Genomic DNA, 21,691 nt, shown 5'->3' with positions numbered 1-21,691 from the left:
CCGCATATTTCGTGCTATTGACACTTAGGCCCGTTACCTTTACACGGCTCCGGTTCAGGCTCTGGATCAGGATCTGGCGTTGTACCACAACCATTAGCGGTTAAATAAGCATCTGCCGCTACGGCATCGACAATACCATAACCAAATTTAACATCATGACCGGCATCACCCGCGTCTGAAGCTGATTGCTTTAACGCATTGCGAATATCGCTACCCGTACAGGCGTTGTGGTTTGACCATACTAACGCAGCAATACCCGATACGGCAGGTGTTGCCATCGATGTACCGCTCATGTAGCCATAATCACTGTTACTAATGGATACCGATGCAGATATTGCATTAACGAGTCCATCACGATCGGCTAAGTCGGTACCTACGGTAGGGATCGTCGTATTGTTAGGCTCACCTAATGTGCCATATAACATACCAGGCTCGTTGTTGATGATGATCGCGCCTAAACCACCTGAGTTTTCACAATTAAGCACTTTGTCATGAAAGCTAATGTTACCGCGGTCTATTACACAAATTTTGCCGTTAGCGCTACTATCTGTGGCTTCGGCGGTGCCCATAAAATAGGTATTGCCGGACGCTGAGCCAGAATTTTCCATGGCAGCTGATGCATATGCTTGTGCATCGGCGCTAACATTAGACGCGGTTGCCATACCAGCAGGGTAAGTTGACAAGGTATCAACACCACCGGCGGTTACCTCAACACAAATACTGTCGTTAAACGTTGCTCGTTTGCCACGCCCTGACTCACAAGATGGAAATTGTGAGAATGTAGCAATGTTATTATCGGCATCGTTTGCTCCGATCATCATTACCGACTCATAACCAGCAGGGTAACTACGAACGCTGTTTCCATCATTGCCCGCGGCCGCAACCACTAAACCACCATTGGCAACAAAGTTGGCGAAGGCATTTGATTCGGTGCTATTCGCGCCACCACCACCAAGACTCATTGAAACAATATTAGCGCCAGCTTGAGCACATAAATCGGTGGCATGCGCTAAATCTGAAGAATAACCCCAGCCTTCAGCATTAAAAACTTTGATGATATGCATATCAACACCTGGTGCCATACCAACGACACCAATGTTATTGTCAGCAGCACCGACAGTACCCGCAACATGGGTGCCGTGCGGGCCACCGTTTTCATCCCAATTACCGGTGCCAATATCGTTGTCACCGGTTATTGCACCCCAATTAAAGTCAGGATTAGAGCGATCAAGGCCAGAATCAATCACACAAACTTTCATACCGGCTTGGCTATTAAAGCCCAACTGATCAGCTTTTGATTGGTAAACAGCATACGGCGTAAGCTGCTGTTGCATCGCATCGCCCAAGTCATCGTTATATAACGCTGTCGGGTAGCGACGTAAGTCTTCTTCGACCAATTTAACATGAGGGTTGTTCAGTAACCCTTGTACAGTCTGCAGATCTTTGCCAACAAATTTAGCTACAAAAAAGCCATTTGCATCCAGTTTAATATCACCGCCAAGTTGCTTAGCAAGTGCCTTGACGACACCTTTATTGTTATTGTCGACTTGGACTATATATCTGTCGTCAACAGCTTGTGCTGAAAAACTTGAACAGATTGCCAAAGCTAACGTAGTTTTTATCAATGTTTTTAACGCCACTTGATTGTCTCCTGTGTTATTGGGATGGTGCTTGCTAGTATTCACACGAATACACTTGTAACAAAATGTAACAGCAAGTGAATTCAGTGTACGGCAAAATAATGGAAAGTCACTGTTTATTTTACATTTTATTAACATTGTGGCGGTGAGGTATCGGCTAAAATAATCCGTAAATAACGCCTATGTTGTACTTGGCTTAGCTGATAGATAAGGCTAAGGTAACTACTAGCGGATAATCAATTAGACACTAAAATCCTTTACCAAACCTTTATCAGATATTGACGGAGGTTTGTCTTTAATAACAATAAGAGAGTGGGTTAACTGGAGAATAACATGAATAATAACGATATCGATTCCGTGCTCTTTGTGTGTATGGGTATCTCAGAACAGTAATGCAACCCCTTATTTTACAGGGGCTGTAGAGCTTTCCCTAAATTATATCCTACCTATATCCAAAGTTTTTGTTACTTGTAAACTATCAAATTAAGTTATAGAAAGAAGCATGAAATTTAGGTAGCATGCTTTCTTCAAATAATATATGGAAATAAGTATGAAATATAATCTGTCTTTATCGGTTTGTATGCTGGCATTTTTAACATCATGTTCTTCTACGAAGCCACAACAATCTCCCCCCGTTCAACCCAAAAAAAGTATGCTTACGTATGATTACCCTAACAGTAATTCATTTGAAGAATTCCATTTACAGCTAGCTGAACAACTAGGTGTTACTGTAGAGGAAAAATCTTCAATATACGGTAATTTCAAAGTTATTAAGACAAATGAACTTGATGGTTATGGGCCTATTGGTAGGTGGGATATAGAAAGTAATTTATTTCGTGCTATGAAAAATAGCTGTTCATCATTTTTTTCAAATCATGAAGATATAGAAATCCCATATATACAAGGTAAGTTTAACCCTTATTTATATGGTGTTAATGATAATCAATTAGAGTTCTTAAAAAAATATATTCCTGGTTCAGGAGTACTTTATAAGGATCTGGATACAGGAGAAAGAATCAGTACATTAGGTGAACATATATTCTATCGAGGTAAGGGATATGATGGAATAAACACATATACGTACAAGTTGTTGGGAAGAAAGCGCGGTCTCTTTCTCGGAACTAGGGCTACTTATTCCTGTTTAGATGGTGGAAAATTTAAAGAATCGATAGCCTTTTCTACTGGTGCCGATAAAAATTTGTATGTTATATATATCAGTGAACCATTCTTGGATATGGCAATTCAATCTCATTTGAATGATGCTCTTGAATATGCCAAAACCGAAACTAAGGCAAAAAGAGACTTGAAAGAAAAAGAGCGCCAAGAGTTCATTAAAAAAAATCAAGATTATTTCGATGCTAAGGCTAGAGCTGAAAAACTTTGGGAGAATCGTTTGGATAATGCTTATACCATAGGGCAAGGCATATGTTCATACGATAACAAAATGGGTTTTGTGGAGCAGTTATCGGGAGATAGAGTAAAAGTGATGTGGAAAGGAAAATTAGTAAAGTCTAGTGCTGGCTACTTCTTTGGAGGAAAAAGTTTGTATGATGGTAATGATTTTAACTATGAGCCACTAACAAATATAACCTGGGTAAGTAAATCTGATATATCTTACTGTCATGTAAACTTGTAATTTGATTAAAACTATTACTGAATCGTTATGGTTTTCCAATCACTCCCGCGTAAATCGTTGTATCTGTCGGTCATTTTCTGTTGAGAATGGCCGCATAGCAGTCGAGTATCGACGCCTTGCTCGCGATATAAACGCTCAGCTAATGATCTAATTTCATGAAATGTGGCAGGGCGACCTTGCCACTCAATGTTTGCATCAACTCGAGCGCGTTTAAAGGAACGTGAAATTGAGTCGGGATGAAGCGGGTCGCCTACTTTGTTTGTGGTTCTGGCTGTTGTGTGGTGAAGCACAAAGTCTGATTCATCACAATGCATAGCCTTATCGACTATATCGGCAATGGATAACCCCTGCGCATCTAATTTTAGTGCCATTGGAATTTTAATTAACTTGCCGGTTTTAATTTGAAATATATGCAAGTAGTCGCCGTCAATAAACGAGTAGGGTGCATGTTCAACTAAGCTTGCAAAAGAGCCGTAGTCTTCACCGATTTTTATAAAGTGATTAAGGTTATCTCTGTAAGCTTTATATTTTTCTTCCCAGTCTGTTCCTTTTTGTTTGCGTAGCAACGCTAAATCTGTGCGTCTCTGTGCAGTTACTAATGCTAATAAGTAGCTGTATTTATGCGGAAGATACTTCTGATGTTTAACGATTTGTGTAAACTGCTCAAGAGTCAGTCGAGATTTTGTAATTTTGGCGTTCGGATTTTTAACGACGGTGGCAGGGTTAACGCTGCCATCAATTTCTCCGGCTTGAGCTGCTTCAGCAAAAATATCAAAAGTCGAATTCGACACAAGCACGCCACAATGCGAAGCAATACTCTTTGCTAGATTGGATTTATCGCTTTGGTTTTACGTCGGTCTCTGTGATTGAGTTGCTTTGGGACGTTGACCGTTCTGTTGTTAATCGAATGGTCAAACGATTAGTTAAAGATGATGTCATTAATGAAGTTGCAACCTATGCAACACGAGATAAAAGAATTTTTCTATTAAAGCCCAAAGCGGTACGAATGTTGAAAGAGCTTCATAATGAACATCTAAAATACAATATCAAGCCAAGTACCATCAATCCAAAATCAGTAACCCATGACCTCATTGCTCAAGCAATTGTGGCTATAGGTGTTCAACAAGGTAAGTATGCCTTCTTCATTACGGAACGTGAGCAGGTAAAAGACTCAAAGGGAAAAAGAAGGCGGGTCGATGCCATTTGTTATCAAGTGTCGGACGATGACAATAATTCTGGCGAGGTTGTCGCCATTGAAGTTGAATGCTCAAGTAAGACGATAATCCATCGTTTAGATTTGTTGAGGCGCTATAAACGAGCCATTGATTCTGGAGAAAACTTCAACAAAGTGCTTATATTTTCTCATAGAAGGCGATTTGTTAAAGATGCCGAGAGGGTAAACAACAAACTGATTGACAAGCCAGAGAATGATTTGGATCGTGAGTTTTTTTCACAGTCAATCAAATACATTTATAGCAAAGAACTCATTTCGATTCTCTACAACAAGTTTTGGTAAAAAGCTTTATCAACATTGCAGACTAAATGAAATAAGCCGCTAACAAGCGGCTTATTTCGATGTTCTCTGATTTTAATCTATGTCCGTTTATAACTGGGGGAACGAATAACAGCGTACCGCCGAGACCGCTCTAGTGACCAGGGTTCTGCGTACCTAGTTTTTAGTAGTGCCTAAATAAGGCCCCCGCTTGCAGCAGCGAGAAAGTAATATCCAGTTATTTATATATATATGCCGGACTGGAAATTAATGCAGTTTCATTAAAAAGGAGCCAATGATGGCTCCTGTAAGTTTTCTCGATGATTATTCGAAGTTAATTTGTTTTACATAATTATTGTATGCTAACGCCCAATAGGACTTGGATACGTCGTTAAAGAACGCATCTTGGTTAAGCAAAAACACTTCTTTGAAATCTTTGGTAGACACATTATCGATACAGTATTGCTGTATTTCTTCTGCAAATACATGCATGACGATGTCTAAACGCTCGAATACCAGGTATTGGCATTGTAAGCCATCTGGCATTTTTTCTTGAAACGCTTTACTTAAACCAATCCCGTTAATACCAAAAGCGCCAAGATGCAAGTAAATGCCTTGTTTCGATTCTGGTTGCCACAGCATAGCCACTCGCGCAGCATCATCCCAAGGGGATTTGCTTCGGCGAGAGTAATTTTTGTAAAACTCTATTGTGTCGCTCATAGTTGTTACCTTTAGTTTAAAGTCCTAAAGGTAACTAGCGACTTACGAGGGGAATTAGGTGCTATTTATAGTCATATTTTCATCTCCGAAAAGTACCTGCGACGTCAAACAGGGGATTAATATTGGCTAACCGTGTACTTCCTTGTCCTTGTTAACCCTGCGTATCTCGCTGACCTTGGCAGTCCGTTTTTAAGGCATTGCTGGGATAATTAATTAGGCGCGCCCCAGATACCTTTTGCCTTCAGCTCGATAAGGAGATGATAAGTTAAGTGCTGTTTTTAACTTGCATAAAATTATGCTGAAATTAAAAAAATTTAAAATTTTTACCAATCGTCAAAGCCTGAGCAACCTGAATCAAAAGAGCTAAAAGAGTCATCAAAACTACTCGAACTATCAATAGATGAAAACGAATCGTCAATTGAGCACGAAGAATTCAAGCTATCATCTACCGATGTCACACCATAAGGGTTACCGTTAATATCAACCGAGCCTACCATCGGCGTACCGTCAATATTAACGCTAGGCTCCGATGAACTAGTAATATCAACAGAGCCTGTTGTACCAACATCAGTAGAGCTAGAAATCCCACCAAACAAGAAATTGAACAACCCCATAAACACCTTCCTTTTAATAACTGATTAAAATTTTGGTTTCTTTACTAAGTATAAGAATTCTGATACTTTTTGAAAGCATTTTCGTTTTAAAAAAAACTATAAATGCTTGCCTTATCAATAGATTACTTTGGAATTGTGGACGTTGTCTGTCTAGGTACTTTATATGCAGGCATGGTAATATGAAACCGTGGCCAATTTAACTTGACCACTACATATTTGCGGGTTTATTGAATAGGCATGGAAAAAGTGGACGATGCCAGTTCGAAATTGTAATCGGCCTCAAATCGCTTTATCATTGAATTTGAAGACCGAATTACAGATTACATATAAATCAGTTAGTTACACAGATTGTGTTACAGGGGCGTTCAAAATGTTATTTAGCCTTAATATAATGGCCCGGAGCAATTACGTACCCGTACCCATCATCACGCAATGTTAAGAAATCAGGTGGACTAATAGGAGTCAATTTTAAATAACCCGACTCGATATCCCAGTGAGGAATTTGTCTACAATAAGCAATATCAGTTTCTGCCTCAGGATCATACTCTGCTACCCAATGATACAATGTATTTGGGCTAACAGTTTCAGTAGAACCGTTCAATACAAAAACTTGACTATTATTAATTTCAGTGAAGACATAACCGAAAAGATTCAAATATCTCTGTAATCCAAATGTCTGCTCTGATACTACCGCTTCGCTACAATCACTGTCCAAATATTTAATATCTGTAAATGATGACTCAATATAATTGCCATCGAGATCCGCCATGAAGTCGTCAGTATAAATCCTTCCACCTCTACCTCTTGCTAAAAGCACATTAGCAATCTTTTCACCATCGCTGTTGACCAGTATAAATGAAGCGTTAGCTTGAGCTAATGCATTGACCTGTGAAACCTCGTCAATCAACATTGCAATGTCGTCTCTATTTGCCTCAATTGCAGCTTTGTTTTCTTGGGTAGCTTTATGCAAAACTTTAAAGTTTTTGTTGAAGTCTGCCGCTGTAGCGATATCACCTTTATTGAATTCTTTAATTTCTTCTGCATTTACAGTTCCTGCCAATGCTAAAGCAATAAGTAAGCTTAAACGTTTCACTATCCTAACTCCATCTCACCAAACCTTTCTTCGTCAAATACTGCGATTGGAAAAGCTGATATGGTTACATTTACATTTATCGTTGTGGTTTGATTGTCATTGTCAGTTACTGATAACTTCAAAGTGACTTTTTGATCAATATCGATATTACCAATAGTTATGGTAACTTGATTCGAATCGTTGCCCGCAAGCGTGATACTAGGGCCACTAATAACTTCCCATTGGTATGATACTATACTGCCATCAGGATCGTTCGCATTTGCAATAATCGTGTGGCTCGATTTCTCATGAAAACTTTGATCCGGTATTTTTTGTATAACGGGTGCCTTATTCAATGGGCTATTAACGTCCTCATTTGAAGAACTATCTCCACCCCCACATCCTGTGATTGCAGAAACCATTGTAAGGGCAACTAAAGAATGTCGCATAGCATTATCAATCCTCGAGTAATCAAGGCCCGCATCATATGTGTTGTTTGATATTTAAACAATGCTGGGCATGTAAAATTTATGTAAAAAACTGTAATAGTAACAAGTTGGTTTTTAACGTAAGTGTTTAGATATACAGGGAATTTATACATCCTGATTGATGAAAGTATGTGCAAAAACTGTTGTGACATAGTTATTTGCACCACCTAACGGCAAATGATTTCGCAATTACTAACGCGAATCGTGAAGCGTATAACATTGAACGGCAGGCTCGGTCGGGTGAAATCTTTAATCCAAAGCCCTTATTAAATCCACTTTAAGTTTTGAATGGATACCGACACCCCAATAGAGTTAATAAGAGCCTGCTCTTATATCTCTATGAATAGATCCACAGGTAGCGCCGACGCGCTCGTTATATAGCTTTTCATTGTGTTAATGGCTATTCAGATACATTTGTTTCAAATCGTTTTTTACTTTGCGTGATCTTCAAAACAGCCTTGCCAGGGATTTACCTTGATATTGGCCCATCTGTTTAGATTTATTTAAGTCTTGTACGCCAAAAATACGCCAAAAATACGCCAAAGAAGTATGCATTTACCCCAAAATAAGTTAAGGTTTTAGCAGGTTAGTTAGTGTTTTTATTGAACAGGGTTCTTGTAAGTGTCTGATAATATTAATAATAACAAAATTGATTCCGTACTGTTTGTGTGTATGGGTAATATATGTCGTTCCCCATCAGCTGAAGCGGTTTTTCGTCAAAAAGCATTTGAGTATGGTATTGATGTAACGATTGATTCAGCAGGCACGTTAGGCGCTCATCAAGGTGAACAACCCGATCCAAGAGCGCAAAAAGCTGGATGTGAACGCGGTTATAACTTCAAAGGTATTCGTGCACGCAAAGTGCTTGTTGAAGATTTTGGGCAATTTTCACTCATACTAGCGATGGATACGGATAATATGAAGAACTTGTTAGCGATGGCACCTGAAGAACACCATCATAAAGTACGTTTATTTCTTGATTACAGTGAAAATTTTGTTGAGCAGGAAGTGCCAGATCCGTATTATGGCGGCAGTCGCGGCTTTGAGTTGGTACTTGATTTAATCGAGGACGCCAGCGAAGGCCTATTACGTCAATTACAACGATAGGATTTGTTATGCGCAAACAAATTAACTTCGCCTTAATTGTGGCTTTGATTTTAGCCATTATTTCAACGGCCCTAGAAGTATACCGAGCAGCCAATGATGTTTTTTATAATGAACAAGGTTTGGTTTGGCAGCGTGTTTTTGAAACCTTTTTTATGTGGTTTATGCCCTTGGCAGTTACCATGGCGATTGGTGCTGCTTTAGCTTACGGCATTGTAAAGCTTGGTAAGAAACGAAAATAATATCTAATGTTTTCTGGATTCGAGAGCTGCTAGTTATATTTATCTAGTAGCTGTAGATTGTTTCTGTTTAGCTGCGTCCTTTCTCTTTCTTTCTCTTTTCTCCTGTCGAGAACCTTTACAAAACTTGTTTTTTACTAGTTGATGTTGTCATAAGTTGCTGTTCTAAAAAGTAAAAATTTATTGGCTTGTATCTTGCGTGTTGATTTATATCGAAACAAACACATGAATAAACCGACTCATTAAAGAGTAAAAAGGCATGAAAATGAATATGTATTTTATAAAAATGGCATTTTTTTCTGTACTTTGCTGCGCAGGAACGTTTGCTAACGCAGAAATGATTACTTCTGATCCTCAACCTAAAATGGTATCTGCATCAAAACATCAAGAGACCAAAGGTGAAGACTTTATTTTTACGTTTAACATTGACGATAGGGCAGATGATACCGATTCATTTTTGAAAGTCTTTGTGATGGGCGATCTCGACGCCAATGTTGTCGACGAGAACGTTACAGTTTTTATAGATGACCAATACTATGGGCTTACCGAGCATGTTAGTGGAGGTACAAACTACTCCAATGATAAAGGGTATACTGTAAATCCAATTAAAAGCTACTATTTAGGTAAGGATTCACACGGTAATGGATTGTATGCTAAAGAATTTTGGATTGACATGAGTCTAGGCTCAATTAAAACAAACGAGTTTTTAGCGGATGGTCAAATTACATTCAAAATAGATTTTGGTCCAGGAGTGAATCTATTGACTGATATTGATCCTCATACAAGCTTAAAAGGTTACGCTAAAGTTGAATATACTTATTATTCTGGCGGTGGCGACCCAAAGACTGGCGTTCCAGAGCCTTCAACTATTGCAATGTTTTTATTAGGTCTAGCGGGATTAGCTTCTCGCAAATTGAAGCTAACGGTTTAGAAATTAGTTATCTTTATAATAAAAAACCACTGCCAAAGCAGTGGTTTTTTACGTTATTTTAAGCTGAACTGAAATATCTATTGCGTTCTTATTTGAACAGCTTGTTGCAAAATATCGAGCATGGTTTCGCTTTGGGTTAAATTAACGCAGGCATCGGTGATGCTTTGTCCATAGGTTAAATCGTTTGGATTAATAACGTTTTGTTTACCCTCAACCAAAAAGCTTTCAATCATCACGCCAAAAATACCATGTGAACCTTCCTTAATTTGCTCGGCTAGCTCAGTTGCGACATTATGTTGCTTTAAATGATCTTTTTCACTATTACCATGTGAGCAGTCAACCATAACACTTGGTGTAATGTTCGCTTGTGCTAGCTTTTTACAGGTGTTATCGATATCGTTTTTAAAATAGTTAGGCTTTTTACCACCGCGTAAAATGACGTGCGCATACGGATTACCGGTTGTACGGTAAATACACATCTGTCCGGTTTTATCCGGTGAGTACAATACATGAGGTACCTGTGATGCGTGAATTGCATCAATGGCAATTTTGATATTGCCGTCGGTACCATTTTTAAAGCCAACAGGGCATGATAAAGCCGAGGCGAGCTCGCGGTGTACTTGTGATTCGGTGGTACGTGCACCAATTGCGCCCCAACTGATCAAATCAGAGATATATTGACCGGTAACCATATCGAGAAATTCGGTAGCGGCAGGCAATCCCATATCATTAATTTTCACCAGTAAATCGCGGGCAAGATGCAGACCTTTTTCCACATTGAACGATTTGTCCAAGTCAGGATCACTGATCAAGCCTTTCCAACCGACCGTGGTACGCGGTTTTTCAAAGTACACTCGCATAACGATGTACAATTCGTTTTTGTATTTCTGCTGTAGAGCTTTAAGCTTTTCAGCATAATCTAACGCGGCTTGCGGGTCGTGGATCGAGCAGGGGCCGATAACAACCAATAGTCGCTTGTCTTTGCCGCAAATGATCTGCTCAATATCGTGCCTGGCGTTGATGATGAATTGCGCCGTGCTGTCACTTAACGGAATATCGCGGGCTAATTGAGCCGGCGATATCAAATGATCGATAAGCGATGTACGCAATTCGTCAGTTTTTAAAGTCATGTATTTGTACCACTTCATGTCAATGCAGCAAATATAAGAAAAAACAGCGCTTATTGAAACCGTTTTCTTATAATAATGATGACTAAATCAGTACAGTTAACAATATTTTAGTATTTATAACGCTGTAAGCCTGTATCGGCGATGATTTTGGCGGAAATTTCTTCAACTGAGAACTTTGTGGTATTGATGTAGGGGATTTTTTCTTTTTTAAATAATTTCTCTACTTCTCTAATTTCCATACGACATTGCCGTGCCGATGAATATTTGGAGTTGGCCATTCTGCCATCGCGTATTTCATGCAAACGGTTTGGATCTATGGTTAAACCAAAGAGTTTCTTTTTGTGTTTTTTTAAAAATGCAGGAAGTTTGAGATCTTCCATGTCATCTTCGGTAAATGGGTAATTTGCCGCTTTAATCCCGTATTGCAGGGCTAGATACAGAGAGGACGGTGTTTTTCCCGATCTTGACACGCCAACGATGATCACGTCGGCGTGTTCATAATCGGTTATTTTACTGCCGTCGTCGTTAGCGAGCGCAAAGTTTACTGCGTCAATTCGGTAATCGTAACTGTTTTCGTGGATAGAATGCGTACGGTGAGATTTAGGTTTAGCGCTAATGCCGAGCTCACGTTCAATCGGGCTAACAAAATGCTCTAAGAAGTTATAAATAATAGCATCGCTAGAGTCGATGATCTCTCGTATCTCAGACGTGACAAAGGTATAAAATACAAAGGGTTTTTGTCCTGTACGCTTTGCGGTTAAATTGATTTGCTTTTTTACTTGCTCCGCTTTTTCAACGCGTTCTACAAAGGGAATGGTAATGTGTTCAAATTCAACAGGAAAAAGCGACAACAACGCGTGTCCAAAAACTTCAGAAGTAATGGCTGTGCCATCAGATATATAAAATGCAGCGCGCATGTTTAGATTAACCTTGTAACTCAAAATAAAAACTTACATCATGGGTTTTAGTTTATCGCTTATCGGTGTAGAATGTCGATGAATTTAAGAGGTAAATTACTGGTTTATTTCAATAAACAAAAGTAAAAAATACCCGTTATTACAACTAGAACTTTCTTGTTAGGAGAACAACGTGCAGGAAAATGTACTTTGGTACCAAGATCTTGGTATGAGTGATGTCGACCGAGTCGGTGGTAAAAACGCGTCATTAGGAGAAATGATCTCAAATTTGGCTAATGTTGGCGTTCAGGTACCGGGTGGTTTTGCAACAACTGCCTTTGCGTTTAACGAATTTTTAGAGCAGTCAGGAATAAATGAAAAAATTCACGCTGAGCTAGATACCCTTGATGTTGATAACATCCAAGCTTTAACCGAATGTGGCGCAAAAATTCGTCAATGGATTATCGATACGCCGTTCCTACCTCAGATGCAAGCGGATATTGAGCATGCTTATCAGCATCTTGCAGGAGAGCATGGTGACCAAGCATCATTTGCTGTGCGTTCTTCAGCCACTGCTGAGGATATGCCAGACGCGTCGTTTGCCGGCCAACAAGAAACGTTCCTTAATGTGCGCGGCTTAGACGCCATATTAGTCGCTATCAAACACGTATTTGCCTCATTGTTTAATGATCGTGCTATTTCTTATCGCGTGCACTCGGGCTATGACCACCGAGGTGTTGCGTTATCTGCTGGTATTCAACGCATGGTACGTTCAGATATCGCCTCAAGCGGTGTTATGTTCACCATCGATACAGAGTCAGGTTTTGACGACGTTGTTTTCATCACATCAAGCTTTGGTTTAGGTGAAATGGTGGTGCAAGGTGCAGTAAACCCAGATGAATTTTACGTACATAAGCCAACCTTAAGTGCAGGGCGACCAGCGGTATTACGCCGTAATATTGGTTCAAAAGCCATAAAAATGGTGTACGCAGATAGCCAAGAGCACGGCAAGCAAGTGAATGTTGTTGATGTCGATGAATCGGTTTCGAATACTTTCTCAATCACCGATGAGGAAGTACAAGAGCTTGCCAAACAAGCAGTCATCATTGAAAACCATTATCAACGACCTATGGATATTGAATGGGCAAAAGACGGCCTCGATGGCAAGTTGTATATTGTCCAAGCACGTCCTGAAACCGTTCGCTCTCGTGAAAGTGCCAATGTAATTGAACAATTTAAGTTACAAGACAAGTCAAACGTCATTGTTGAAGGTCGCGCAATTGGCAACAAAATTGGCAAAGGTACGGTTAAGATCCTTAATTCAATCGACGAAATGGATAATGTGCAACCAGGTGACGTGCTGGTTACGGATATGACCGATCCTGATTGGGAACCCATCATGAAACGTGCTTCGGCGATTGTTACAAATCGTGGTGGACGTACGTGTCATGCGGCCATTATTGCCCGTGAAATGGGCATTCCTGCAGTCGTCGGCTGTGGCGATGCCACGGCTAAAATTGCTGATGGCTGCGATGTCACGGTATCTTGTGCCGAAGGTGACACCGGTTTTATTTACGAAGGTCAGTTGGATTTCACCGTCGCCACATCGCAAATCGATGACATGCCGAATGTTCCTATTAAAGTCATGATGAACGTTGGTAATCCTGATCGTGCCTTTAGTTTTTCTCGATTACCACATGCAGGCATTGGCTTAGCACGTGTTGAGTTTGTCATTAATAAAATGATCGGTGTGCACCCTAAGGCACTATTAAACTTTGAAAACGAATCTGCTGACTTGCAAGAAGAAATCAAAGATATTATGGCGGGTTATGAAACCCCACGTGAGTTTTTTGTCAGTAAGCTAACAGAAGGTATAGCGACATTAGCGGCAGCGTTTGCGCCAGAGCGAGTTATCGTTCGTATGTCTGACTTTAAGTCAAATGAATACGCGAACTTGGTCGGCGGCGATATTTATGAGCCAGAAGAAGAAAACCCTATGATTGGCTATCGCGGCGCATCACGTTATATTTCTGATGATTTTCGTGAGTGCTTTAAAATGGAATGTGAAGCCATCAAACGCGTTCGTAATGATATGGGTTTAACAAACGTGGAGATCATGATCCCATTTGTTCGAACCCTTGAGGAAGCGGAGCAGGTCATTGCCATTTTGGCTGAAAATGGCTTAGAGCGCGGTCAAAACGATCTTAAAGTGATCATGATGTGTGAGCTCCCATCTAATGCCTTACTTGCCAACCAATTCTTAGATCATTTTGATGGATTCTCTATTGGTTCAAATGATTTAACGCAATTAACCTTAGGGCTTGATCGTGATTCAGGTTTAATTGCACATTTGTTTGATGAGCGCAATCCGGCCATTAAGGTGCTACTTGAAATGGCCATCAAAGCGTGTAAAGAGCGTGGTAAATATGTAGGGATTTGTGGTCAAGGGCCGTCAGATCACAAAGACTTTGCTGCTTGGTTAGTTGACCAAGGTATTGACTCAGTATCGTTAAACCCAGATACCGTTCTTGATACCTGGTTATATTTGGCAGAGCAAAACAAATAATCTGTAAATTATCATAGAAGGCGCTCATTGAGCGCCTTTTTTGTCTATCCGTTAATTATTCTACTCATCACTTATAACATTTAAGTACTAACCCATAAATTCGTCACGCATTTAATTATGGCTTAGACAATTTGCTTTAAAATGATCCAATCAGCGAATATACGGGTATAAAGCCATTGTTTTTAAGAGTAAAATTTAGCATTATTAGCGCCTACACGTTTTCAAAGGCTACGTAGTCATGTTACCTCGAATTGAAATTTCCGATATTAGCCAACCAATATATCAAAAGTACCTTAAAACCATTATCAAGCAGGGCTTTTCTGGTGATGTAAGCTGCGATTACAGTAGTCGATTAGCTGTCGCTACCGACAACAGTGTATATCAACAGATCCCACAAGCGGTTATTCACCCTAAATCGGTCGAAGACATTAAAATCGCAACACAGGTCGCCAATACAGATGAGTTCGTTGATATTCAATTTAGTGCGCGTGGCGGTGGCACCGGCACCAATGGTCAAAGTTTAACACCGGGTATTGTCATTGACTTATCACGTCATATGAAACAGATCATCGAGGTCAACAGTGAAGAACACTGGGTTCGGGTACAAGCTGGTGTGGTAAAAGATCAACTGAATGCGTTTTTAAAGCCGTTAGGCTTCTTTTTTTCACCGGACTTATCGACCAGTAATCGTGCGACGATCGGTGGCATGATCAATACCGATGCATCAGGGCAAGGCTCTCTAGTCTATGGTAAAACATCGGATCACGTCTTAGGATTACGCTGTGTTTTGGCTAATGGTGAAGAGCTAACTACGGAAGCGGTTGGCAGTGACGCTGTAAGCCGACATGAACCGGCTTCATCATATAAGCAAAATATTCTTAATACCGCTTACCAGGCATGCTTTGAAAATCGTGAAAAAATCATCGCCAAATTTCCAAGATTAAATCGCTTTTTAACCGGCTATGATTTAGAAAATGTGTTTAATGACGATTTAAGCCGTTTTGATATTGGCCGCCTTATCACCGGCTCTGAGGGGAGCTTGGCGATTGTTGCTGAAGCAAAATTGAATATTACGCCAATTCCAAAGGTGCGGGCACTACTTAATATTAAGTACGAAAGTTTTGAGTCAGCATTACGCCATGCCCCAGAATTAGTCAAAGCGGATGCCTTGTCGGTTGAAACTATAGATAGTCGGGTATTGAACCTAGCGAAAAGCGACGTTGTTTGGCACTCGGTAAAAGCTCTTATTACCGACGTGCCAGGTAAAACCATGGATGGCTTAAATATCGTCGAATACGCCGGTGATAGCGAGCAAGAAGTTGCTGATGCAATTGATAAACTTCAACGGCACTTAGACAGCTGTGTTGAGGAGCGCGACTTTGGTGTTATTGGTTATCAATATACCTATGATTTAGCCAGTATCAATCGTTTGTATGGCATGCGTAAAAAGGCGGTCGGCTTATTAGGCGCAACAGAAGGGCGGGCTAAACCGATTGCTTTTGCCGAAGACACCGCTGTACCACCTGAAAACCTTGCCGATTTTATTCTTGAGTTTCGTCAATTATTAGACAGTTATCACTTAAATTACGGCATGTTTGGTCATGTCGATGCCGGTGTTTTACATGTTCGTCCAGCTCTCGATTTATGCGATCCCAAACAAGAGCAAGTTATGCGCGAAATCTCTGATCAAGTGGTTGCTCTTACCGCGAAATATGGCGGGTTAATGTGGGGCGAGCATGGAAAAGGCTATCGTAGTGAATACGGACCAACATTTTTTGGTGAAGAGTTATTTCATCAATTGCGGGTGATAAAAACCGCCTTTGATCCTAAAAATAAAATGAACCCTGGAAAAATATGTACACCGATAGAGTCGACTGATCCCTTAGTGAGCGTTGATGCGACTAAGCGTGCTACCTTTGATCGCCAAATACCCATTCAAATGCGTGACAGCGTGCCTGCTGCAACCAATTGCAACGGCAATGGTTTGTGTTTTAACTTCGATCCTAAATCGCCTATGTGCCCATCGAGTAAAATTACCGGTGATCGTCGTCATAGCCCTAAAGGAAGGGCGGGGTTGATGCGTGAGTGGCTGCGCCAGTTAGCAGCAAAAGGCAGCGACTTTAACGAACTTTCCCAACAATCGCACAGTAGCGTAAAAAGTCTCGCTCTGCGCACTGTGAACAGTTTAAAAGGTAAAGTTGGTCAATATGACTTTAGCACCGAAGTGATGGAAGTCATGAATGGCTGTTTGGCATGTAAAGCCTGTGCCAGCCAATGTCCGGTTAAAGTCGATGTACCCGAATTTAAAGCAAAATTCAGTGAAGTTTATTATTCGCGCTACTTAAGACCTGCAAAAGATCACGTGGTCGCTAATATTGAAACGCTGGCGCCCAAATTAGCGTTCGCGCCGTCACTGGTCAACTTTGCCATTGATAACGGGGTGTTTAAGGTATTTGCTAAGCATGTATTGGGCTATGTCGATACGCCGCTACTATCAAAGCCAACACTTGCGAAACAACTAAAAAGCACCAACTACCCTCGCTTTGACTTGCAAACGTTGCAAGCCATGTCCGAGCTTGAACGCGCTAAACTGGTCGTGATTGTTCAAGATCCGTTCACGAGTTTTTATGACGCCAATGTTGTCAGCGATCTCATGTTGTTAGTTAAAAAACTCGGTTTTGAGCCGATGCTTATGCCATTTATGCCGAATGGTAAACCGGAACATGTCAAAGGTTTTTTGAAAAAATTTGCGAAAACAGCAGAAAATTCGGCACAGTTACTTAATCAGCTAGCCAAGCTGAAGGTCACCATGATTGGTTGCGATGCGTCCTTGGTGCTCTGCTATCGAGACGAGTATAAGCAAGTGCTCGGTGAGCGACGAGGCGACTTCAATGTCCTACTCGCGCATGAATGGATAACCTCAATTTTACCTGAGTTAGTACAGCAATCGACTAAGTCGGTTCCGAGTTATCAGTTATTCAGTCACTGTACTGAAAAAACCGCATTGGTGTCATCAGAGCAAGATTGGCAGCGAATTTTTGAATTTTTTGGCCTGCAGTTAACCCCTGTAGCCGTGGGGTGCTGCGGAATGGCTGGTACGTATGGTCATGAAGTTCAAAATCAACAAAACTCTAAAGGCCTGTATGAATTAAGTTGGCAGCAACCAATTAGCTCAGGTGACAGTCATTATCAATTGGCAACCGGGTTTTCTTGTCGCTCACAAGTGAAGCGCTTTGGTCAAAAACAACTTCGTCACCCATTGCAAGCACTACTTAGCCATTTAGATTAATGCACAGCATAGATCACATACTCTGGTCTATCAATGTTGTTGGACTATGAAGGTAACAGCCAAGGTTTAGGAAGTTAACCTGAAACTAAGAACGACGCTTTTAATATATTGGTGAAGTAATAAAGTTTAGTATTGAAACGATACAATCAAAAAGGGAGCCTGAGCTCCCTTTTTATAGCGGCGTATTCACCAACGCTTTTTACAAAAGCATTTCGAGATTACTTGTGGCCTGTTGCAATGATTTCACGTGCCATTTCATCAGCCACTTCACCCGTTGGGCGATTAAGTTCACCAGCTTTGACAAATACATCCATTAGGGTGTTGTAAATGTTTTCAACAAGGCGTGTTGCAGCGTCTGCACAGTACGGCTCTGGATAAATTTCAAGCGCAACATTAATGATACCACCAGCATTGATTACGTAATCAGGGGCATACAAAATACCTAAGTCCGCCAACGCTTTATCATGACGAGCTTCGGCGAGTTGGTTATTGGCGCAACCTGCAACAATGCTTGCTTTCAATTGGTTGATGGTACTGTCGTTAATGCTTGCACCTAATGCACACGGAGAAAATACGTCAACATCTTGGCTGTAGATTTCATCGAGGCCCACAACAGTCGCGTTCAATTCCTTTTCTGCCTTAGCTAAGGTTTCTGGGTTGATGTCAGTGACAATCAGCGACGCACCGGCAGCGTGAAGCTTTTCGCACAACGAGTAACCAACAGAGCCTAAACCTTGAACGGCCACTTTGATACCGGTTAAATCATCTTTGCCAAGCTTGTACTTAACCGCAGCCTTAATACCTAAGAATGTTCCTAGTGCAGTAAATGGCCCAGGGTTACCACTTTTACCTTCAAGGCCTGACACGTAGTCAGTGACAGTATTAACGATCGCCATATCGGCAGTCGTAATATTTACGTCTTCGGCAGTGTAGTAACGACCACCTAAACGATTAACAGCGCGGCCAAACGCTTCAAATAACTCGGTCGATTTTAGTTGCTTTGGGTTGCCGATGATAACGGCCTTACCACCGCCTAGCTTTAAACCGGCCATGGCGTTTTTGTATGTCATGCCACGAGATAAACGCAATACGTCTTTTAATGCGTCTTCCTCATTTTGGTAATCCCAGAATCGACAACCACCTGCAGCAGGGCCAAGGTTGGTATTGTGAACGGCGATAATCGCTTTCAAACCGGTTTGTTCATCGGTGCAGTAGACCACTTGCTCATGATGATCAAAGTCTGTTAAGTTAAATACTGACAACGTATTCTCCCACGATATGTCTTGTTGTTATGGAGCAAATCAAACGACCATAACGGCTGTTTTCTAATGAGGCGCAAACATAGCATTTTCAAACGAAAGACTCTAGACGGCGCAGTAGATTTCTGTCTCAAATTGTAGTTTTTTTCTCGAATATTTCTGTTTCGTTGTAAAAATAACCATACAAACACTTAACACTTGTGTTTACTGGCTAATTCCGCCATATTGTTTTACCTAAAAATAACGTGATTTACATGCGCTTAGTGTGTTTTATGACGATATAAATAATAAGATAGATAGAGAAGTACTACCATGACAGATACAACACAGTCACCACAGTTAACTGAAGAGCAACGCGCTGAATGGGTGCGTGAGCAATACCAAAAAGCCACTCGTTACTTAGCCGAAAAAGGTGTTGTTACCGAAAGTGTCGCACCTGAAGATAGTCGTTATATCGCACCTCTTGTTGCGGTTTGGCGTTTACAAACTATGAATAAAGAAAAAGTTTGGGTGATCAGCGGTGATGTGCCTTGTGACCATATCAGTGCCAGCGCAGCAGCAGATGCTCGAGAAGCGCTGCGTAACTTTTCTATGAAATGGCAATTACAAGCTGAGAGCATTCGTCAAACGGCGAAAGAGCCTGCACAAATGCAGTACGCACATTATTTGATCAGTCGCGCGGAGGGTTTATATCAATTATTTGATGATGAGCGCCTTTGGCAAGAACAATAACTAACCGAGTTAGTCTACAAAACTATAAATCAGCGCTTTTACCAGCTTGCTTAGTGCGATAGGTAAAAGCGCTTAATGTTTGCATCGGCCAAATCGCACATCATTCGCTGTCTTGGCAAACCCGCTTCCATAAACACACCGCCGACCGGCTGGAAATTATGTTTCGCGAAATAATCAACAGCATCAAGAGAGCTGTTGATAAACACTTCTTTTAAGTTATTTTTGCGAGCGATATCGAGTAATGTGGCAATAACTTCTTGGCCTACTGGGGATTTGCGTTGCGAGATCACCACGCAAACACGGGATATTTCACCTTGTTTAGTAATGCGTCCTGTTGCAATGGGCTCTTGGCTTTTTTTATCGATGACCAATACATGGAAGGCTCGACGATCACGCCTATCAAACTCGACATGACGTGGAATACGTCGCTCATAGACGAATACTTTTTCACGAACGGTTTTTAGTTGCTGCTCTGCGTCTTCCCAATTGACTACTTTTATCTGGTAAGACATTGTTTGCCCCATCGATACATTCATCGGTTAACTGTGCGAGGCAATGGATGTAAAATATTTTTGCTAAACTCAACGCCAGTATTTACCTATACGATACTGGCGATTGAGCGTTTAGAAATTTCACTCAGAATAGGCAAACACCTACTCGAAAGACCACAGCCCCTTATTTATAACACTAGTTAACAGTTGTTGATTTTTCAACGAATCAAGCGAACTTTCTAGGTTTTCTGCGTTCAGGGGCGCCGTTTGTGCTAATTTTTCAGCAAGTTCTATGGTTTCGTCGTACAACTCAAATGACTCACCGTTGATATATAAACGCTTAAAGGTATCTTGGTTAATAATCAATGCTTTTGATCCAAGGACGGCATTGAGCTCTTCGCCAGCTTGCAATATGTCCAAAATAAGCGCAAAGGATAGTGGTTCTGTCGGGATCAATAGATTCAGCGTATGGTGAACATTGGTTAGTTGCTTACCAAGAAAGTCAGCAACAATATCGTTATGTTGCAATGCATCGACCATAACATTGGTCAGAAGTTTAATATCGTCGCTAGTTAAAATATGTGGGGTTTTTGTCGCAATACGCGCGCTGTCATCGAAGCGCTGCTCAAAAAGATTATTATCCAGTAAATGATCGGCAAAGCCCGATGTGAGCTCTTGAGCATTCGGTGCTTGAAAGCCCACGGAATAATTTAAGGAGTTATCGATTGCAACACCATCATGCGGGTGATTCGGTGGTATGTAAAGTAAATCACCTGGCTCGGTAATTTCATCAATAATCGCCTCGAAGTCACTTACTTGTTTTAAATCTTCGTGTGGTAACAACTGCTGTAAGGTGTCATCTGGCTTACCAACACGCCAGCGTCGCTTGCCTTCACCTTGAATAATAAACACATCATATTGATCTAAGTGTGGGCCAACGCCACCACCTGGGGTAGAAAAACTTACCATAACATCATCGATACGCCATTTCGGTACAAACATAAATGGTGTAATAAGATCGTTAACCCCAGCGAACCAGTTATTTACGGCTTGAACCAGCAAGGTCCAGTTGTTATCGCCAAATTCACTAAAGTCTTCAAATGGACCGTGCTTAACCTGCCATTGATTGTCTTTGTTGGCAATAATACGTGATTCAATAAATTCTTCCATCGCCAAACCTGCCAGTTCATTGGCATCGATAGGATCGACAAAATCTGGAAATGCACCTTTGATGATGAGAGGTTGTTTTTGCCAATATTTTTCTAGGAATAGCTCAGGAGTTAGGTCGTTCAAGTGTAATTTCATAATAATAAGGTAAACAAAAGTTTGCTGGCTATTATAGCTTCCTATCGGCCTAGTATCACCGATAATATATTATTTAAATCAATAGAA

19 protein-coding genes are annotated in these 21,691 nt (G+C 40.9%); 8 read left to right on the top strand and 11 right to left on the bottom strand.

Annotated elements, in window-relative coordinates:
• Window positions 1–14: 14 nt before the first annotated feature.
• Window positions 15–1,625: a S8 family serine peptidase gene (locus tag ACAX20_RS07960; protein ID WP_371189613.1), complete on the bottom strand. Its 1,611-nt coding sequence runs from the start codon at window positions 1,623–1,625 to the stop codon at window positions 15–17.
• A 565-nt stretch (window positions 1,626–2,190) separates the two neighbouring features.
• Between ACAX20_RS07960 and ACAX20_RS07955 the strand changes: the two genes are divergently transcribed.
• Window positions 2,191–3,276, top strand: a complete 1,086-nt coding sequence (locus ACAX20_RS07955) for a hypothetical protein (RefSeq protein WP_371185239.1) — start codon at window positions 2,191–2,193, stop codon at window positions 3,274–3,276.
• 14 nt (window positions 3,277–3,290) lie between these two features.
• Here the strand turns inward: ACAX20_RS07955 and ACAX20_RS07950 are convergent, their stop codons facing one another.
• Window positions 3,291–4,067 (bottom strand): tyrosine-type recombinase/integrase, encoded by a 777-nt coding sequence (locus ACAX20_RS07950; RefSeq protein WP_371185237.1) that lies wholly within the window; start codon window positions 4,065–4,067, stop codon window positions 3,291–3,293.
• Between the two features lie 29 nt (window positions 4,068–4,096).
• Here ACAX20_RS07950 and ACAX20_RS07945 point away from each other — a divergent pair, with 29 nt between their 5' ends.
• Window positions 4,097–4,792, top strand: coding sequence for a MarR family transcriptional regulator (locus ACAX20_RS07945; RefSeq protein ID WP_371185236.1), 696 nt, complete (start codon window positions 4,097–4,099; stop codon window positions 4,790–4,792).
• Between the two features lie 300 nt (window positions 4,793–5,092).
• Here ACAX20_RS07945 and ACAX20_RS07940 read toward each other — a convergent pair whose 3' ends face one another.
• The 4 genes from ACAX20_RS07940 to ACAX20_RS07925 all read right to left on the bottom strand — a co-directional run bounded on the left by ACAX20_RS07940 (window position 5,093) and on the right by ACAX20_RS07925 (window position 7,623).
• Entirely contained in the window at window positions 5,093–5,488 is a 396-nt protein-coding gene (locus tag ACAX20_RS07940; protein ID WP_371185235.1) for a hypothetical protein, read from the bottom strand.
• Window positions 5,489–5,811: 323 nt separating this feature from the next.
• Complete coding sequence (locus ACAX20_RS07935) at window positions 5,812–6,102, bottom strand: hypothetical protein (protein WP_371185234.1); 291 nt, start codon at window positions 6,100–6,102, stop codon at window positions 5,812–5,814.
• Between the two features lie 373 nt (window positions 6,103–6,475).
• Complete coding sequence (locus tag ACAX20_RS07930; RefSeq protein WP_371185232.1) at window positions 6,476–7,195, bottom strand: hypothetical protein; 720 nt, start codon at window positions 7,193–7,195, stop codon at window positions 6,476–6,478.
• Entirely contained in the window at window positions 7,195–7,623 is a 429-nt protein-coding gene (locus tag ACAX20_RS07925) for a PKD domain-containing protein (protein WP_371185230.1), read from the bottom strand. The genes ACAX20_RS07930 and ACAX20_RS07925 overlap by 1 nt, the downstream gene beginning before the upstream one ends.
• A 660-nt stretch (window positions 7,624–8,283) precedes the next feature.
• Between ACAX20_RS07925 and ACAX20_RS07920 the strand changes: the two genes are divergently transcribed.
• The 3 genes from ACAX20_RS07920 (at window position 8,284) to ACAX20_RS07910 (ending at window position 9,936) form a co-directional block, all read left to right on the top strand.
• On the top strand, window positions 8,284–8,769 hold the full coding sequence (locus tag ACAX20_RS07920; RefSeq protein ID WP_371185228.1) for a low molecular weight protein-tyrosine-phosphatase: 486 nt from the start codon (window positions 8,284–8,286) through the stop codon (window positions 8,767–8,769).
• An 8-nt stretch (window positions 8,770–8,777) separates the two neighbouring features.
• Entirely contained in the window at window positions 8,778–9,008 is a 231-nt protein-coding gene (locus ACAX20_RS07915) for a hypothetical protein (protein WP_371185226.1), read from the top strand.
• 256 nt (window positions 9,009–9,264) lie between these two features.
• Window positions 9,265–9,936 carry a PEP-CTERM sorting domain-containing protein gene (locus ACAX20_RS07910; protein WP_371185224.1) on the top strand — a complete coding sequence of 224 codons (672 nt, stop codon included), beginning with the start codon at window positions 9,265–9,267 and terminating at the stop codon, window positions 9,934–9,936.
• Window positions 9,937–10,013: 77 nt separating this feature from the next.
• Here the strand turns inward: ACAX20_RS07910 and ACAX20_RS07905 are convergent, their stop codons facing one another.
• Both ACAX20_RS07905 and ACAX20_RS07900 read right to left on the bottom strand, forming a co-directional pair.
• Window positions 10,014–11,066 carry a 3-deoxy-7-phosphoheptulonate synthase gene (locus ACAX20_RS07905; protein ID WP_371185222.1) on the bottom strand — a complete coding sequence of 351 codons (1,053 nt, stop codon included), beginning with the start codon at window positions 11,064–11,066 and terminating at the stop codon, window positions 10,014–10,016.
• Window positions 11,067–11,173: 107 nt separating this feature from the next.
• Entirely contained in the window at window positions 11,174–11,983 is an 810-nt protein-coding gene (locus ACAX20_RS07900) for a pyruvate, water dikinase regulatory protein (protein ID WP_371185221.1), read from the bottom strand.
• 172 nt (window positions 11,984–12,155) lie between these two features.
• Between ACAX20_RS07900 and ppsA the strand changes: the two genes are divergently transcribed.
• Complete coding sequence (ppsA, locus tag ACAX20_RS07895) at window positions 12,156–14,528, top strand: phosphoenolpyruvate synthase (protein WP_371185219.1); 2,373 nt, start codon at window positions 12,156–12,158, stop codon at window positions 14,526–14,528.
• Between the two features lie 238 nt (window positions 14,529–14,766).
• Window positions 14,767–17,817: an FAD-binding and (Fe-S)-binding domain-containing protein gene (locus ACAX20_RS07890; protein ID WP_371185217.1), complete on the top strand. Its 3,051-nt coding sequence runs from the start codon at window positions 14,767–14,769 to the stop codon at window positions 17,815–17,817.
• A gap of 218 nt (window positions 17,818–18,035) precedes the next feature.
• On the opposite strand, the gene ACAX20_RS07885 is transcribed toward ACAX20_RS07890, so the two are convergent.
• Window positions 18,036–19,079, bottom strand: coding sequence for a Leu/Phe/Val dehydrogenase (locus ACAX20_RS07885; protein ID WP_371185216.1), 1,044 nt, complete (start codon window positions 19,077–19,079; stop codon window positions 18,036–18,038).
• 309 nt (window positions 19,080–19,388) lie between these two features.
• On the opposite strand from ACAX20_RS07885, the gene ACAX20_RS07880 reads away from it, so the two are divergent.
• Window positions 19,389–19,808, top strand: a complete 420-nt coding sequence (locus tag ACAX20_RS07880; protein ID WP_371185215.1) for a DUF4826 family protein — start codon at window positions 19,389–19,391, stop codon at window positions 19,806–19,808.
• A gap of 50 nt (window positions 19,809–19,858) precedes the next feature.
• Here the strand turns inward: ACAX20_RS07880 and ACAX20_RS07875 are convergent, their stop codons facing one another.
• Both ACAX20_RS07875 and ACAX20_RS07870 read right to left on the bottom strand, forming a co-directional pair.
• Window positions 19,859–20,320, bottom strand: a complete 462-nt coding sequence (locus ACAX20_RS07875) for a GNAT family N-acetyltransferase (protein WP_371185213.1) — start codon at window positions 20,318–20,320, stop codon at window positions 19,859–19,861.
• 141 nt (window positions 20,321–20,461) lie between these two features.
• Window positions 20,462–21,592: a JmjC domain-containing protein gene (locus tag ACAX20_RS07870; RefSeq protein WP_371185211.1), complete on the bottom strand. Its 1,131-nt coding sequence runs from the start codon at window positions 21,590–21,592 to the stop codon at window positions 20,462–20,464.
• Window positions 21,593–21,691: the final 99 nt, after the last annotated feature.

Origin of the sequence: Thalassotalea sp. Sam97 (assembly GCF_041379765.1) — a bacterium.
GTDB classification, from domain to species: domain Bacteria; phylum Pseudomonadota; class Gammaproteobacteria; order Enterobacterales; family Alteromonadaceae; genus Thalassotalea_A; species Thalassotalea_A maritima.
This window is presented reverse-complemented; position numbering and strand designations above follow the sequence as displayed.